General features: G+C 35.4%; 19 protein-coding genes. 15 read left to right on the plus strand and 4 right to left on the minus strand.

The annotated features are described in order from the left end of the window. Positions 1 to 200: 200 nt before the first annotated feature. From BLW74_RS09545 to BLW74_RS09575, 7 genes are all read left to right on the plus strand, one after another. Entirely contained in the window at positions 201 to 386 is a 186-nt protein-coding gene (locus BLW74_RS09545) for a hypothetical protein (RefSeq protein ID WP_089692192.1), read from the plus strand. Positions 387 to 527: 141 nt separating this feature from the next. Then, entirely contained in the window at positions 528 to 1,493 is a 966-nt protein-coding gene (gene gwsG / locus BLW74_RS09550) for a grasp-with-spasm system ATP-grasp peptide maturase (protein WP_089692193.1), read from the plus strand. Beyond that, positions 1,490 to 1,690 carry a hypothetical protein gene (locus BLW74_RS09555; RefSeq protein ID WP_089692194.1) on the plus strand — a complete coding sequence of 67 codons (201 nt, stop codon included), beginning with the start codon at positions 1,490 to 1,492 and terminating at the stop codon, positions 1,688 to 1,690. The genes gwsG and BLW74_RS09555 overlap by 4 nt, the downstream gene beginning before the upstream one ends. Further along, a complete protein-coding gene (locus tag BLW74_RS09560; protein WP_089692195.1) occupies positions 1,662 to 2,660 on the plus strand; it encodes a hypothetical protein in 999 nt (332 codons plus the stop codon). The genes BLW74_RS09555 and BLW74_RS09560 overlap by 29 nt, the downstream gene beginning before the upstream one ends. A gap of 12 nt (positions 2,661 to 2,672) precedes the next feature. Continuing rightward, entirely contained in the window at positions 2,673 to 3,485 is an 813-nt protein-coding gene (locus tag BLW74_RS09565; protein WP_089692196.1) for a GLPGLI family protein, read from the plus strand. 232 nt (positions 3,486 to 3,717) lie between these two features. Continuing rightward, complete coding sequence (locus tag BLW74_RS09570; protein WP_089692601.1) at positions 3,718 to 6,102, plus strand: TonB-dependent receptor; 2,385 nt, start codon at positions 3,718 to 3,720, stop codon at positions 6,100 to 6,102. A gap of 234 nt (positions 6,103 to 6,336) precedes the next feature. Beyond that, positions 6,337 to 7,830: a BspA family leucine-rich repeat surface protein gene (locus BLW74_RS09575; RefSeq protein WP_089692197.1), complete on the plus strand. Its 1,494-nt coding sequence runs from the start codon at positions 6,337 to 6,339 to the stop codon at positions 7,828 to 7,830. A gap of 143 nt (positions 7,831 to 7,973) precedes the next feature. Here BLW74_RS09575 and BLW74_RS09580 read toward each other — a convergent pair whose 3' ends face one another. Next, positions 7,974 to 8,756 (minus strand): GLPGLI family protein, encoded by a 783-nt coding sequence (locus tag BLW74_RS09580; protein ID WP_089692198.1) that lies wholly within the window; start codon positions 8,754 to 8,756, stop codon positions 7,974 to 7,976. A 398-nt stretch (positions 8,757 to 9,154) separates the two neighbouring features. Between BLW74_RS09580 and BLW74_RS09585 the strand changes: the two genes are divergently transcribed. The 4 genes from BLW74_RS09585 to BLW74_RS09600 all read left to right on the plus strand — a co-directional run bounded on the left by BLW74_RS09585 (position 9,155) and on the right by BLW74_RS09600 (position 11,297). Continuing rightward, entirely contained in the window at positions 9,155 to 9,502 is a 348-nt protein-coding gene (locus BLW74_RS09585) for a hypothetical protein (RefSeq protein WP_089692199.1), read from the plus strand. A 368-nt stretch (positions 9,503 to 9,870) separates the two neighbouring features. After that, positions 9,871 to 10,236, plus strand: coding sequence for a hypothetical protein (locus tag BLW74_RS09590; protein WP_139265720.1), 366 nt, complete (start codon positions 9,871 to 9,873; stop codon positions 10,234 to 10,236). Between the two features lie 51 nt (positions 10,237 to 10,287). Then, positions 10,288 to 10,779, plus strand: coding sequence for a hypothetical protein (locus BLW74_RS09595; RefSeq protein WP_089692201.1), 492 nt, complete (start codon positions 10,288 to 10,290; stop codon positions 10,777 to 10,779). 71 nt (positions 10,780 to 10,850) lie between these two features. After that, positions 10,851 to 11,297 carry a cupin domain-containing protein gene (locus BLW74_RS09600; RefSeq protein WP_089692202.1) on the plus strand — a complete coding sequence of 149 codons (447 nt, stop codon included), beginning with the start codon at positions 10,851 to 10,853 and terminating at the stop codon, positions 11,295 to 11,297. A gap of 319 nt (positions 11,298 to 11,616) precedes the next feature. Here BLW74_RS09600 and BLW74_RS09605 read toward each other — a convergent pair whose 3' ends face one another. After that, entirely contained in the window at positions 11,617 to 11,850 is a 234-nt protein-coding gene (locus BLW74_RS09605; RefSeq protein ID WP_139265721.1) for a hypothetical protein, read from the minus strand. A 143-nt stretch (positions 11,851 to 11,993) separates the two neighbouring features. Here BLW74_RS09605 and BLW74_RS09610 point away from each other — a divergent pair, with 143 nt between their 5' ends. Further along, positions 11,994 to 12,197: a VOC family protein gene (locus tag BLW74_RS09610; RefSeq protein ID WP_228424848.1), complete on the plus strand. Its 204-nt coding sequence runs from the start codon at positions 11,994 to 11,996 to the stop codon at positions 12,195 to 12,197. A 193-nt stretch (positions 12,198 to 12,390) separates the two neighbouring features. Continuing rightward, a complete protein-coding gene (locus tag BLW74_RS09615; RefSeq protein ID WP_089692204.1) occupies positions 12,391 to 13,263 on the plus strand; it encodes a DMT family transporter in 873 nt (290 codons plus the stop codon). A 70-nt stretch (positions 13,264 to 13,333) separates the two neighbouring features. On the opposite strand, the gene BLW74_RS09620 is transcribed toward BLW74_RS09615, so the two are convergent. Further along, positions 13,334 to 14,116, minus strand: a complete 783-nt coding sequence (locus BLW74_RS09620; RefSeq protein WP_089692205.1) for a YdcF family protein — start codon at positions 14,114 to 14,116, stop codon at positions 13,334 to 13,336. Positions 14,117 to 14,663: 547 nt separating this feature from the next. On the opposite strand from BLW74_RS09620, the gene BLW74_RS09625 reads away from it, so the two are divergent. Continuing rightward, positions 14,664 to 15,428 (plus strand): O-methyltransferase, encoded by a 765-nt coding sequence (locus BLW74_RS09625; RefSeq protein WP_089692206.1) that lies wholly within the window; start codon positions 14,664 to 14,666, stop codon positions 15,426 to 15,428. Positions 15,429 to 15,684: 256 nt separating this feature from the next. Here the strand turns inward: BLW74_RS09625 and BLW74_RS09630 are convergent, their stop codons facing one another. Further along, the gene (locus BLW74_RS09630) at positions 15,685 to 15,918 is read right to left on the minus strand and encodes a SymE family type I addiction module toxin (RefSeq protein ID WP_089692207.1); all 234 of its coding nucleotides are present in this window, start codon (positions 15,916 to 15,918) and stop codon (positions 15,685 to 15,687) included. A 150-nt stretch (positions 15,919 to 16,068) separates the two neighbouring features. On the opposite strand from BLW74_RS09630, the gene BLW74_RS09635 reads away from it, so the two are divergent. Then, complete coding sequence (locus BLW74_RS09635) at positions 16,069 to 16,479, plus strand: helix-turn-helix transcriptional regulator (protein WP_089692208.1); 411 nt, start codon at positions 16,069 to 16,071, stop codon at positions 16,477 to 16,479. Positions 16,480 to 16,574 lie beyond the last annotated feature (95 nt).

Here is a 16,574-nt window from a genome sequence, read left to right on the forward strand (position 1 = left end):
ATGGGTTAACGTTCTAAAATAGAACACCTTTCAGTGTCTAAAAATTGTTTTTCTGACCCGAAAAAAAATCTCACCTGTTGTTGAATTGAAGCGGAAATTCCTTTGTACAAAGCATTTAACATAATAAAAAAATCACCAGTGCCTTAATTTTGTATTATTTTTTTCTATACTTTTGAGACTTAATCTTTAACATTTTAACCATGAAAAAAGAAAATCAAAATTCTAAGAAATCCCTAGAATCCTTAAAAGGTAAAAAATTAGGCGATTTAAAAACTGTTTATGCAGGTCTACAAAATCTTACGATTCAAGATGCTGAATTAGGCAACTGTATTACCCTTATTTATAATGGAGGTACAGCTGATGATTCTTCTTGGGACCGTAAGTAATAACAAGTTAAAAATGGTCACCTCAATTTTATTGGGGTGACTTTTTTTGTCTTTTCTGCAATTCCGTCGGAAAAGTCTTCAGACTGAACAAATCTCAGTACTGATCACGACTTCAACTAGTTTTTTTCAAATTATTATAGCATGATTTTAATTTTATCTACCCCCAAAGATGATGATACGAATTGGGTGATGGAGCACTTATCGATTCTTGGTGAAAAGTATATAAGAATTAATGACTTAGACCTCTTTACCGGAAAAACAAAAATGTATGTTGAATTACAGCCACAACCTAAATTGATTGTAGAAAATTCTTTCTTTGGAAAAGTGGATATGTCAGAAATCAAATGCGTTTGGTTTAGAAAATTCGGGTTCTTTAACAGGTATAAAGAGAATATAAAAACCGAAAAAAATATAGAACTTTTGAATTATCTGGAGTCTGAGTATATTTCAACATTAAATATTTTCTTTGAATTTCTAAAGGATAAAAAATGGCTTAACCATTATCAAAAATTAGAGTCCATGACTAAAATAGGAACTTTAATGGCAGCCCATGAAACAGGAATTAAAATTCCTAAAACATACATTACCAACAATTCTGATGACTTAAACTACAACCAGCCTTATATCACAAAATCCATTAACGAAGGATCAGTTATCGGCATTGATGATAAAGCCTTCTTTTTTTTCACTACTCAGTTAAGCGAGAAAAAGATTAAAAGCTATAAGAATTTCTTTCCAAGCTTATTTCAGGAAATGATTAACAAAGAATATGAGCTCAGAATTTTCCATCTCAACGGAAAGAATTACAGCATGGCTATTTTTTCTCAGAACGACAGTCAGACCAAAACAGATTACAGGCAGGTCAACTATGAAAGTCCCAACAGATATGTGTCTTATAATCTCCCGGATTCTGTAGATAAGAAAATAACCGCCCTGATGCAGAAAATAGGCTTGAATACAGGTTCGGTAGATATGATCAAGGCTGATGACGGCGAGTATTATTTTCTGGAAGTGAATCCTTCCGGGCAGTTTAGAATGACTTCACTGCCATGTAATTATAACCTTCATTATGAAGTTGCACATTGTTTAAAAACCATGAACACATGAAAAAAAGCTTAATACAAGAATTAAAGCATAAGAAAGAATTATTCCCTGTTGTTTTTTCAAATATCTATCCATTTCCGGATACTAAAAAAGCAAGAAGAAATAACCTGAGCAGGCCAGTCACCACAGCCATTCATCAATCTGAAATCTACTGTTTAAGACTATACAAAGATGGGATCAATTTATATACAGAACAATAAAGATAAATACATCAACTTTTTTTCCTGCTGTATATTGGTAAAAGGTTTTGAGAGAAGCGCCATATATGATATTCAGAGGGAAACGATAGAATTCATCCCCAACACCCTGATAGATTTTGTGGAAGATATCAGAGGAAGAAAGGTAAGCGATGTTCTTGAAGAATATAACGGACATAAAATAGCAAAGGAATATTTACATTTTCTGGAGAAAAAAGAATTTATTTTTTATTCCAGCAATGCATCTTTTCCCGAGCTGTCTGATATAAGTACCAATGAAGATACATCAGATATTCTTTTTACTACAGTTATTGTATCAGATCATATGTATGCTAACCTGGACACCGTTGCGAAAAACATTCAGCAGCTGGGCATTAAAAGACTGCACCTGCATTTTGATAGTGATGACTGTATGGAACGGGTCTTGCGGATATTATCATCTTTGGAATATTCCAGAGTAATTAATTTATCGCTTTCTATGCCCCATCAGAAAATACATAAAAAAGTTTATGATCATAAGCGCATTACCTCGATCACCTTGTTTAATGCTCCGAGAAAAAAAACTGTAAAAAGTGACGATATTATCAGAAATTATGTCACATGTAATGATTCCAAATTATTCTTAACCCGGTTTAACCTTTATGATCTCGCTATAAGCATTAACGCTTATAATGTGGCAAAAAATTATAATTTAGCATTGTTCAAAACCATCTTTATTGACGGTAACGGAAATATAAAATATAATGTTTCTGATAAAAACAGCTACGGAAATATTTTGGATGATTTTGAAAAGATAAAAACAGACACGGTAAAAAAATTATCAAAACTATGGAATATTAAAAGAGATAATATAGAGCCATGTAATGTTTGTGAATTCCGGTATTGCTGCACAACAACATTTGTTCCTGAAAAAAGCAAAAACGGTTATACGGTTAATTGCAATTATAATCCATACACCACAGAATTTAATTAAATGTAAATCAATATGTATTATAAAATTTTTAAAAGCTTCAGTTTAGTGCTTATTTTTCTATCCTGTCCTTTTTATGCTCAGAATTTCAGGATTGATTATCTTCTTACCTACAGGGAAGATGCTCTAAGCCCGGAGAAAACTACCAAAAACATGCTGCTTTTTGTTCAGGGAAATCAATCAAAATTTTTGGCCGAAAAGCAATATGAGGCAGATTCAATCAGAGCTGCAGGAGTTAAAGGCCCCGCAATAGGGGATAATAGTTTTTTGGTGATTAACGAGGAGGAAAATGTAAGCTCTAAATATTACTTTTATTTCCGGGATACCTACAAAGTAAAAGAACTGGTAAAATTAAACTGGGAACTGAAGCCCGAAACCAAAAAAATAGATACATACCTGTGCAGAAAAGCAGTGCTGCAATATAAAGGAAGAACCTGGGAGGCCTGGTATACTCAGGATGTTCCTATACAAGCAGGACCTTACCTCTTCCGAAACCTGCCAGGATTGATTATTGAGATGGAAGATTCTACGGGTTCGTATAAGTTCAGTCTCTATTCTATAAAGAAAAGGACAGAAACTTTGGACTTCGAAAATATGTATAAGGGAGCTCTTACCATTCCGCAGAAACAGTTGCAGAAAGTATCTTTAGATTATTATAATGATCCTTTAAGAGAGATGAAATCAAGCAATGTACAGGCAAAATTTATAGATGAAAAAGGGAAGGAGGTAAAGCCTGATTTCAGAGAAATGACAAAAACCATCCAGTCCCGCCTGAAAAAATACAACAATCCGATAGAGCTTACAGATGCAGTAAAATATCCTGATTAATGGATTTTGAAACAAGGTGAGTTTATAATATAATATTAATGTAATAGTTCAGCCGCTCCGGAAGGAGCGGCATTTTTATGCGCCGAAGAAAAAATATATGTTAAAAACAATACGTACTAGTATTCAGTGATTTATACTTTAATATCAATTTTTCAGAAAAACCATTAAAGCAACTTTGTTGCATTAATGGTTTTAATTATCTAGCTTTGCCGGATCATTAAAGTATATGCACATGAAAAAGGCCGTTTATTTTTTAATGGGAAGTACAATGGTGTATTGCCCATCCATTCTGAAGGCGCAGAAACTTAACCCCGGAAAAAAAGTCGTAAAGGATATAGAATCTGTTGAGATACAGGGAAAGACGAATTACAGTTCTGTTAATATCTCAAGAAAAAAGCTTGATTTCATTCAATCCAACACCTTAGGAGAGACATTAAGTAAAATTCCGGGAATTCAAAATTCGGGATATGGGCCCCATTCCGGAGCTCCCGTGATCCGGAGTCTGAGTGGAAACCGCGTAAAAATACTGGAAAACGGAACCTCCGTCAATGATCTTTCGGGAATAAGTCCGGATTTTAATACGGATATAGAAATGAACAATGTCCAAAGCATTACCCTGTACAAAAATTCAGCATCGGTTTTATATGGGGGTAAAGCTATTGGCGGAGCCATTGATATTGAAACCGACTACATTGCAAAACAGGTACCGGATAAAAGGATTAATTTCAAAGGACTTCTTGAAGGTGGAACCAATAGCGGGCAGAGGCAGGCATTTTCTGCCAAAGGAACTATCGCTAAAAACTGGGTTTGGACTGTAGGAGCAGGCAATCAGAAGCAGGAAATGATAAGAATTCCGGGACAGTCTAAGGACAGCAGATGTTACAATCCTGATATGGTGGGTTTCAACAGCATTTTGCAGTCTTTGTGCCAGGTAGAGGTAGATTCCAGACGCATCCTGAACAAAAGTCTTTTCCCTTACATCAGCCAGTTTGCTAAGGATCATATGATAGAGTACGAACTTTCTGAAGATGATCTTTACACATTCAGCCCTACATATTATAATCCTGCAGACGGTAAAAACTATCCCAACCCAAAAAATGACCTGTACATTCCCGGTCAGGATCCTTCAAAAGACCGTTATAAAAGTGAAGTAAACGGGATCCGGGATTATGTGGCAACTAAAGACGGAATTATCCCCAATAGTCATTCCGAAAGCAATTCATTCTACGCAGGCACAAGCTATATTGGCAAATCTTTTTATGCAGGAGGAGCATATCAGAACTCTTACTCCTATTTCGGAGTACCGGGATATGCAATTGCTAAACTTCCCAAACACACTCATGGAAAACCCCAGCAAAAAATAGAGTATCTTCCTGTTAATATCAGAAGTTTATCCCATAAAGCCATGCTTGAATCGGGGTACAGGTTTTCCAATTTTCCAATTTCCAGTATTAAGCTGAATTACATGGGAGTATTTTCTAAAAACGCAGAGCTTCTTGACCGTTACAGAGCCAATCAGTTTGAAGTGAACCAACACAACGGAAGGCTGGAAATTACACAGCAAAAATTAAAATTCCTCACCGGAACTACGGGGCTCGAAGTACAGTACAGAGCGATGGACGGAACCGGAGGCCAGAGATATTTACCTAATAATATAAGCCGTGAAATCGGAATATTTACCATGCAGCATCTTGATTTTACCTTCATCCAGCTGGATCTGGGATATAGAAATGATCATGTACAGCGCAGGGCGGAAGCAGATCCTCAATACACCAGAAGCCGCGGACTTTCCGGTGGAAAACTTACTGACAGAGACTTTACCCTCCATCAGTTTCACAGCGCCGCTCAATGGAATATTTTCAAAAAGGGATATCTGAAAGTACAATACAGCCATTCTGAAAGAGCACCGGAAGTAAATGAGCTCTATTCGGGAAATAATCATTTTGCAATTCTTACTGAAGAAAATGGAGATGACAGACTGGATAAGGAGTCTGCAAATACGGTTGAAATAGGAGGAGGCTTAAATCTGAAAAATCTTCGGATCTCTGCTAATGTATACCATACTTTTTACAAAAAATATATTTATCTTGCCCACACAGGGCTTTCCAGAGAAGTATTTTTGGTGAAAGAATGGCGTTCTGATGATACAGAAATCAACGGAATGGAAGCGGAGGCGGCTTATAAGGCAGATCTGGGAAAAGCAGGAAAGTGGGAGATAGGCGGCTATTATGATCTGGTAAGAAATATAAGTGTAGCTGACAGTTCCATCAGAAAATGGAGTGACGGCGATTATATGCCTAATATGCCGACAAGCCGTTTTGGATTCAGTCTTGAAGGAAATATACAGCACTTCAGCCTGAATGTAAGTTTAGATCATTATTTGCAGCAAAAATATTTGGGAAAAAATATTAACCCGGAACTTCCCATGCCTGCATTTTCATTGCTGAATATCCGTTTGGCATACAAAGACAGCAGCTTAGGATTTGGCAATCTGGAATATTATATCACAGGAAATAATCTGCTGAACTCTGAGGCCAGACTGCAAAATTCTCAGTTAAAATTTCTAAGTCCGTTACCTGGAATTACTATTTCAGCCGGAGTGAGGATATCCATATAGATCAATCTTATCAAAAAAACTGCAGCTATTATCACTAATAATAGCTGTTTTTTTTTGAGCTATTCCGCTATAAAATTATATCAAAAAACATGTAAAAAAAAGTAATAAAAATTTTAATACGACGTGTTTTGTCGCTGTGCGTCAATATCTTCGTGTTAGAAATAAGATGAGAATCCCGGGAAATTTATTGTCTTACAAAAAACCAATTTAAACCTTAAAACAACTTTTTAAACGATGTGTAAAAAACAACTGATAACCATTTTTCTTTTCCTTTTTTTTATATCCTATGCGCAGACAGAATTTATCACATTGTGGAAGCCTAATGCCAATGGCACAATTGATAATTCCATATCTTTTGGAGGTACCGGAACGAGCTACACGATCAGCTGGGAAGAGGTAGGTTTTCCACAGCATAGCGGAATCATGAATTCTGTAACTTCTAACAGTAACAGTCCGATTACAATTTCTTTCGGTACGCCCTCGAATACAAATCCGGTACAGGCAACCTACAAATTGAAGGTTTCCAACGGCAGCGGATTATTTTATGGATTTAGAGCCAACACAGGTATTGTAAGCCCAAGCGGAAATCAGGAGCTTATCGAGGTCAGCCAGTGGGGAAACATCATTTGGCTTCAGCAATTCGACAGGGGATTTGCAAGCTGTACGAAACTTGATGTTACTGCTGCAGATACTCCAAATCTCACACAAATTAGCAGCATATCGGAAATGTTTCTTAATTGTCCTTCGTTAGTCGGGAACAGCTCATTTTCTAACTGGAACACCAGCACAATTACAAATATGAGAGGTATGTTTAACAGCGCAACTCTATTCAATCAAAATATTGGAAGCTGGAATACAGCGAAAGTAACCGATTTTAGCGGCATGTTCTCTAATGCGTCAAATTTCAACCAAAATATTTCTGCTTGGAATACCATTTCAGGAACAGATTTCTCGTCCATGTTCTCTGATGCAGCCGCTTTTAACCAGCCCCTGAATTCATGGAATACAAAGAATGCCACAACATTCCGCTATACCTTCTATAATGCAGCCGCTTTTAATCAGCCGCTTAATAACTGGAATACAGGTAAAGTAACAGATTTTGAGCATATGTTTGAAAAGGCAGTATCATTCAATCAGCCCATTGGGAACTGGGATGTAAGCAAGGTGAGTTATTATGACGGCTTTAATATGTTTGACGGTGCTTCGAATTTTAATCAGGATATTTCTACCTGGAACATCAGGCTTCAGAATTTTAGCTGGAATTCCATCTATTTCGGATTCAAAAATGCGGGATTATCATGTACAAATTACAGCAATTTTCTGGTTGCACTCATTAATAATCCAACATGGACCAATTCAACCATCACCTCAGGAACAATAGATGCAACAGGACTTGTATATTCTACGCCACAAGCCATTATGGCAAGAGCCCAATTGATTAACAAGGGTTTTAACATTATCGGAGATTCCTATAATTCCGGGTGTTATTTATCAACAGCAGAAGTTTCAGCAAAACCAAAGATGCCGGCTTATCCTAATCCGACAACAGGAGTCATAACGGTAGAGTCTGCTGAAAATGAAAACGCGTATCTGTATGATCTCTCTGGTAAAATCATTAAAAACATCACTTTAAATAAAGGAAAAAACAATATTGATCTTACAGGCTGTCCATCTGGAAATTACCTTTTAAAAGGAAATAATATTTTCACTAAAATAATCAAGAAATAACCGGTAAGCCCAAAAGCTGTCTGTAATATGAGCTCCAAAATCTGCGGATTTTGGAGCTTTTTATGGGTGAAATTGAGAAATGCGAACAATATAATATAGATTTATAACCCGAAAAAAAAGCACCTGCATAACAGGTACTTTTTTTAGCTTTCGATTGAATTATTATCTTTTTTAAATGCTTCAATCATTTTATCCCTTGTTTCCTTGGGAAGATTTTTTCTTTCAGGATACGGATTACTTTTAAATTCTTCTTTCTTTTTCAGATATTGTTCCCTTGTCGCCGGAACTCCTTTTTGCAAAGGTTTGATTTCAACTTGTTTCTTTTCAATACCTATTGCTTTGAACGCGTGATAACTCTTTTCGTCATTGATTTCTAATATCAGACCTGTTAAACCTTTGAATCTATACGGCCCCTCAGATATGGGAATGTCTTTTGTGTACCAAGCTGTATAAATTCTATTATTAAATTTAGTTGTAGCCTTATTGCATTTATATCCAAGTATAGTTTTAACATCTGTATAATTAGTGTCCCAACTTAAATAATTGTTCTCAAATGTGAAGAAGTCCTTGTTTATATTCGCAGTCACAAATATCTGTGAACCTTTTCTATAAACAGTGTATCCAATTTTGTATTTAGGTAAATCACCTGTATTGATATTTACATTTTTATTATTCATCGCATCAACAGTTGCCTGGTCAAAAATTTTTTTTACGGCCATATATTGCTGACTGTAATAAATTGATGAATTTGGGTTAAAATCCAATATCATTAGTTCTTTTAACCTATGGCTTGGGTCGGTGTCTGTTGTATCTCTAACAAAAGAGTATTCATATTGAACCTCAATGTCGGACAATGAATTGTCATTTTTTTGAGAGTAAACAAACCCAAAGGGAAGTAATAGTAAAATTAAAAAGTATGTACGCATCTTAAAGTTTTAGTTGTTTTATGGCCACATTCCTGCCAAAATCGGATTAGTAAAAGGAGCAGTGCAATCGTCTTCCATTTGTTGAGCATCAACTATCCAGCATTGTGGATCATCTTGTGCAGTAACCTCAATTACCTGAGTATAACCACATGATGAAGTAATTGTGATTGGGTGATACTTTGATTCGGAAACGGCCTTTATCTCTTTAGTTTCCTTTTTAACTTCAACGCTTTTTGCGCTTACTAATCCAGCAACACAAACAGTCGCTAATAATTTACATATTTATGGCAAAGATTTATATCTTCGTTACGGATAACCGTAATGTGGTTTGAAAGTTTTTATTATTACTGTTTCACCAGTATTTCAACACCATTTAAATAAAAAAAGTACCTATCAGGATGCTTTGTATTGCTCAAAAATTAAGACGTTTAGAAAAACGATTTAAGACTTTTCAAAATCGCGATTATGAAAAAGCAGTAATATTATACTTAGCAATACAGTCTTTCTCAGCAGTAAGATGTGTAATAGATTTAATTGAAAACGGAAAAGACGGTTATACAGCCACCATTGTCGATTCTAATGGTAAAAAATATGTAACTGCTGTCAGCATCAATAACCTCGGGAACAGCGGAAAAAATTACAAACAATATAAAATTGGTGATACAATCTCTGTAACAGGAGTATCCTGGACAGATCATGAGGGAAACACTGATCTGCCTGCTGAAAAGATCACATTAATTCAATAATAATTAATATACAGTTTACAAATATATGACCGATTGGTCATATATTTGTTCTGAAATTTACTCGGGTGTAAAAGAAGTACGGTCAGAAGAATTAAACCAGCCGTAGGTATTTTATATTTCAGCAAGGTGAATTAAGCTTACTAAATAATTAAAAATAATCAACAAAAAAGATAATGGAAAAGGAAGGATAATTTTTTTTACAATTAAAATGACCGATCGGTCATTAATTTAATGATAACTCAAAGTAAAATAATATGAAACATTTAAACATACAACAAAATCTGGAAAGAAAATGTGTTTCTCTGGCTGTATTCATCGGCTTAACAATGATACCATTTACTTCGTACGCGCAACACAAAACAGAAACTATGGAAACAAAAACAATATTCACCACATTAATCAAAAAACATTTTGAAATATTAAATACAAAGGATTCAAAAGATAGGATAGGGCTGATGGAAAAAACTTACAATTCAGACTTTCGCATTATTGAATCAAACTTCGAAAATTCAGGTATTACCGAATTTAATAACGCAATTGAACAGTTTCATCAAAAAATGCCCGGGAAAAAGTTTATTATGGCAGAAGATACGGTGTTCCTCAACAGTGCAGCAAAAGCATTGTGGACTTTGGGTAATTCTGTAACAGGGGAGGATGTTTTTCTTTTTCGTGACGGAAAAATTTCAACAATTGTTGTTTTTGTCAAACCTGTTCAGGAAATCAAAAGCAAATAAAAAGATTCAATAATAATAATAATAATAATAATAATAAGCACAATCAATACAATGATAACACATCAAAAAGAAAGCACCACAAAAAAAAATTTCCAAACCATACTGATTTCTACACTGCTTGTAGCCGTATTAGACATTTTAGCCGCATCCGTAGTATTTAATTTATGGTTTAAAATGACTCCCATACAGGTTTTCCAGTTTATTGCCAGCTCTGTTTACGGGCAAGAAGCTTTTGACGGGAGCATCAGTAAAATACTGGCAGGAGTGGTTATTCATCTCATAACATCATTTATAATTGCAGCGGTATATTTTTATGGATATCCTAAAATACGTCTTCTCAGTAAGTCGCCAATAGCGTCCGGTTGCATCTATGGTTTCGGATTTTGGGTAATAATGAACTTACTGATCATTCCCAACACTCATATTGCTCCTTCACCTTTTAATATAGGGCTGGCGCTGACAAGTATTGCATGGCATATGATCCTTGTAGGATTACCAGCGGCCATTATTACAGCAAAGCATTATAAAAAATACGATGAATAAGCCCGTTTAAAAACTCGACACCGTTGCAGCAACGGTATACGTATAATTTTTATCAATAAATTTTTTATCATATGAAAAAACAGTTTTGGTTATTTGGTTCTAAAGTTTCTGTACTTCAGGGAAGTGAAGATACAGAGGGACGTTTTGATCTTGTTGAAGGAATATTTCCTGTAGGATCGCGTTCACCCTTTCATGTTCACACAAAGTATTCGGAAACATTGTATGTTCTTGATGGCGAAGCTTTGATCATTACTCCTGGTGGCAAAAGTATAGTAAAGGCGGGAGACCACCTATTTATTCCACAAAATACGCCTCATGCGGTTCACAATAATTCTGAAAATCAGGAATTAAAAGCTTTAGCTGTGGCATCACCTAGCGGCTTTGGAACATTAATAAGGGCTGTGGGGCTGGATGTAATTGAAGGGCAAGTACAGCCTTCGGGTGAACATGACTTCCAACTTGTTCAGAAAATTCTTCATGATCTTGGTGATGAAATTTTACCGCCGCCGCAAGTATAAAATTGGGGGGAAATAAACAAATCAACTTTACAGAAATGGCTCAGAAGCAATTCTCAGCCATTTTTGCATAAAAGAATGAGAAAGCGGCAGGATATCAAATTTGACATGAAGATGACCAGTCAAAGCTTCAGAATTGATTGGTCAAAAATATACAATTTAACATAATATAAATTATAGGATTTTTATAATTTCTCTGAATTAGAACAGTAAGCGGCTCAGAATCCATTATCCTCAATATTTCTCTGCCAAATATCCTGTAACGGTTTCTAAGAACTCTTCTCTGGCCATAAACCAATCCAGAAACTCTTCTAACTTTCCTTTAGTTCCGGCTTCCTGAAAAATAAGCTTCATGATCCGTACTGTACACTGCCGGATTATTTTGATCAGGATTTGTGTTACAGACAAAATAATGCCCCGGATATCCGTAAGAATAAAATATGCAGATAAAATCTATTTCCGTACCTTTTACAATTTCTCTTACCTCAGGTTCTTCTACAAGTTCTTCAGGCTCATCATAATTATGTGTACCTTCTTTAAAGGTGTTAAAATCCAATCTCTGAAAATTTTCTTTACCCATACCTTATTCAGACGCTTTCATTCATTTTCTTTATATTATGTTAAATACAAACACAGTCTAAAATTCCTCTGAGTCCATAAAAATATAAAATCTTGCCACAAGGCAGGTTTTTTAGGAGTATGAAATTTGGAGATCCTCAAAGCGCCAATGAAGTGATATTCAACCTTTCTGCGGAAAGTAAAAATCAGGTTGATGATTGGGCTGCTGAAGTAAAAAAAGCAGGTGGAACCATTGTTTCAGAGCCTGAAAGCTTTGGAGAAAATTATTATGGTTTTGTATTTGCAGATCCGGATGGGCACAAGTTTAATGTCTTTTTTATGTAGAATTACACGTTATTTTCCTATATTTGACATTCAACAGATAAATATGAACCGCTCGAACTGTCTGCCTCCTCCGGCACCTTAATATTTTCAATGCCATTTGAAGCCAATCTATGCCGTTACTTGATGCAGCGGCCGGAATAGCTGTGCTTCACCTTAAAAATAGTAATCCAAATTTTTTACAGTTCATTTTCTAATGAAAAAATCATATTTATTATTACACCTGGCCGTAATTTTGGCCGGCTTTACCGGCGTATTCGGAAAACTGATCACGCTTAATGAAGGTTTATTGGTCTGGTACAGACTCCTCTTCTCCTCCATTATTTTATTCATTATCTTAAAGCTCTTAAAAATTCCAACAGAAATTCCTTTACAGGAAAAAATTAAGATTTCAAAAGCAGGATTGCTGCTTACATTGCACTGGCTTCTTTTCTATGCAAGTATAAAATACGCCAATATTTCTATCGGTGTGGTATGCTACTGCCTCACGAGCTTTTTCACAGCAGTATTCAAACCTGTGCTTGATAAGGAAAGATTCAAGCTGTCAGAATTATTGCTGAGTATGCTTACCATTTTGGGAATCAGCTTAATATTTCATTTTGATACCTCCTATCAGCTGGGAATTATTCTGGGAGTTTTTTCATCCGCATTCGGTGCTCTTTATACCATATACAACAAGCGTCTGGTAGATCATTTTGATACAAAGGTCATCAACTATTATCAGATGATCGCCGGCACTTTATGCTGGGGAGCATTTTTGCCCGTATATCTCCTCTATTTTCAGTCAGATAGCATAGTCCCTGACTTGAAAAACACGGCTTATTTGGCCGTTTTATCGCTTTTTTGTACCGTTGGATTATATGTGATGTTTGCAGAAGTTTTGAAGAAAATTCCCGCTTTTACAGTTAATTTAACTTATAATCTGGAACCTGTGTATGCGATAGTTATGGCTTTTTTATTTTTTGGAGAAAGCAAAGAAGTTAACCTTGCCTTTTATATTGGATTGGTATTTATTATTGCATCTGTAGTTTTGCAGACGGTAATTTCTTTGAAAAAAACAAAAAAGTAAACCATTTTCCAAACCTAAACCGGGCACTTACAATAGGTGCCCGGTTTTATATGATATGTAAATAAAAACACTATCCATTCATTACCAAGCTGTTATACAGCTTTACCTGCCATATTCCCAATACCTCTTTCAGCATTACAAAAGTAAATGCAGCATTATAGCTGTTCGGGAATACTGTAATTTCAGTATCTATAAAATCTGATGCCTGAGGCACCGGATTCAATCCAAATGTCTGAAACAGAGAAACGGATCTTTTCATATGAAATCCGGAAGTTACCAGATATATCTCAGAAGGAACCATCTGCTTTAGAATCCTGCTGGAATATTTTGCGTTTTCGTAAGTATTCATGCTTTTATCTTCTTTAATGATATCTGCATCTGCTACTCCCATTTTTTTAAAATTTTCACTGAATAATTCTGCTTCACTTGTACGGCCCCTTCCCTTTCCGGAAATAACTATTTTACAGGGCAGGTTATTTTTCTTATATCCGTAATAGAGCTGGTAGGCAGTGACAATTCTGGAATAAGACATTGTATGCAGCTTTTCCGTATTGTCAAAATCTACAACTCCTCCACCCAAAACTACAATAACAGGATGCTGAGAAGCCGTCTTTTGGGCATCAGATACATGAGCATAACTTTTCTGCAGATATACAGAGGTTAATTTCCCCAGAAAACCGTTTCCTATAAAAATAATCATCAGCACAAGGCCTGTACAGATCCCTACCCGCAGATTCTTACGGGTATTTTTCCTTTTTAAAACGGCAATGATAACAACTGCAAGAAATGCTAAAAAATAAGGTTCTGTAAAAAGCTGTAAAACGCGGAATAAAAAGTCTAGCAAAAATTTCATCTTCAAATAATATTGGATTTATGTTTAGAAACATTGAGAATACAAAGATAATGGAATTTCCTGAGCACCTCTTTCGGCAAGATAATTACATAATTTATCTTTTTGTTTATATAATTATTTTATACATTTGCAAAAAGCAAAGAACACACTTTTTAGTGTGCTAATAAAAACCAATACCTACCCAATGAAAAAGCAAAAAAGAATCGCCGTTTTTATGGCCGTACTCCATATATTCTTGGAAAGGCATTTCTGTAAAGAAAAAAACAAAAACTCCTACTTTTACATCAGGAAACGGCTGCCGCATTAAGAGCATAGCTGCAGATCATCCTAAAGCTTATCGCTTATTGTAATTTATTTTTAAACCTTACCGTTACTTAAAATTTAATTCTATTTAATGGTTTAATAAATTAATAATTTTCGCTGATGTACAGCAGATGATCGTATTAAAAAATATTAAACTTTTTTTCTCTGAAAATTAATACTATCTCAATCTGATATAGATTTAAAAAAAATACATTTGTCTGGTAACCACAACACAATCAGTGATATGTCCACCGTTATCAAAACATTTGTAGCTTATCTCAAAAGACCTGCTCTGTATCCTGAACTGGGCAGAAAAATTATTAAAAATACAATCCATAGAAGAAGTCCGTTTAAAGGTAGAGCAAAAACCAATATCTGGGCAGCATCCGTAGCGGTATCTCAAAAAGAAGCCGTTTCCAGGCTTTTTTCCATAGATACAGATCATTTCAGAGAGATCTATGCTGATATTCTGGAAAAAGCACGCCTAAAAGAAAAAGAATGTCCTATTGCAATGGGCGGTGCCGGTGCTCTGGAGCTTATTTATTACGCATGCGAATTTACCAAAGCACAAAACGTTCTTGAAACAGGAGTAGCTTATGGATGGTCTTCTTTAGCAATACTGCTGTCGCTTCAAAAAAGAAATGGTACATTATACAGTTCAGATATGCCCTATCTTGCTCAGGATGGAGATCATTTCGTAGGATATGTTGTTCCTGAAAATCTAAAAAAATACTGGAAGTTATTTCGTTTTGCAGACAGGGAATCGCTGCCTAAAATTTTCAAAAAAGTCTCTGCTTTTGATGTTTTTCATTATGATTCTGATAAGAGTTACTATGGAAGAATGTGGGCTTACCATCAGATCTATAAAAGATTAAAACCCGGTGCGGTATTTATCAGTGATGATATTGGCGACAATTCTGCGTATCAGGATTTTTGTACTCAAAAAAATATTAAAACTTCTGTTGTACAATACGCCGGAAAATACATCGGAGTTTTTATAAAACAATAAAGAAAAATATCCACATCGCTTCATCAGGCAAGTTTACTTGCCCATCCTTTGCCTCCTCAACATATAAAGGTCTCCATCTGAAAACTTTGCGTTTAAAAATTCTAGTAAAATATTTGAACCATTAAGACTAGATTAGGCCGTTAAGCGTATTAAGGAAATATCCAGAGATATTTTAAAAGCAGAACGCTTTATTCAAATGTATCTGAATCTTAATGTTATTTAAAAGCTTTACTCTTCTTAATGGTTCAAAAAAAATTCATTCCCCATAATTTACTTCCCTTTCCAGGATAATCTGGTTTCTGCATACGGTAACCAGTATTTTTTCTCCTGCCCGAAAACCGCATTGCTCTACCCACTTCCCTGCTATTCTTATCTCCGGGAAGTACACTATTTTGCCATACGCTCTTGAAAACGATTTGAGGGAAACCGTAAGGTTACGATTGCGCAGTTCATTATATTGGCTGCTGCTCATTCTTCTTTTTCTTTTCATATTTGTTATTTTTCAGCAAATCAAAACATAATCAGGAGGATAAACCAGTTGAGGAAAGGATAATTTATTCCAAAACAGAGATAATTTAGAATTGTATTTATTTTAAAACAGAGCTTTATTTTTTTGTTCTAAAGCTTTATATTTGTTATTATGAGTTACACAGATATGCAAAATAAGAAAATACATCAGGGTAGAAATATAAAGCGTTTCCGCGAAATGCTGGGAATCAAACAGGAAGCATTGGCTTTTGAACTGGGCGACGACTGGAACCAAAAGAAAATCTCCCTTTTAGAGCAAAAAGAAACCGTAGAATCTGATATTCTGGCGCAGGTAGCTCACATTTTGAAAGTTCCCGCAGAAGCGATTGAGAATTTTGATGAGGAGCAGGCGGTGAATATTATTTCTAATACCTTCAATACACACGACTATTCAAACGGAGTGAATGTTCAACCTACTTTTACTTTCAACCCTCTTGATAAGATGGTTGAGCTTTATGAGCGCATGCTGCTGCAGCAGAAGGAAATGATTGAGAAGTTGGAGAGGTTAATTGATAAGAAGTAATCAAAGATGGCTTTTTTTAATTTATATAGTATGAAAATATGAATACAGCTCTCGATTTCGAAGCTGCACAGTATAAAAAGAGATAATTACGAAAA

It is taken from the genome of Chryseobacterium culicis (genome assembly GCF_900108365.1).
GTDB lineage: Bacteria > Bacteroidota > Bacteroidia > Flavobacteriales > Weeksellaceae > Chryseobacterium > Chryseobacterium culicis.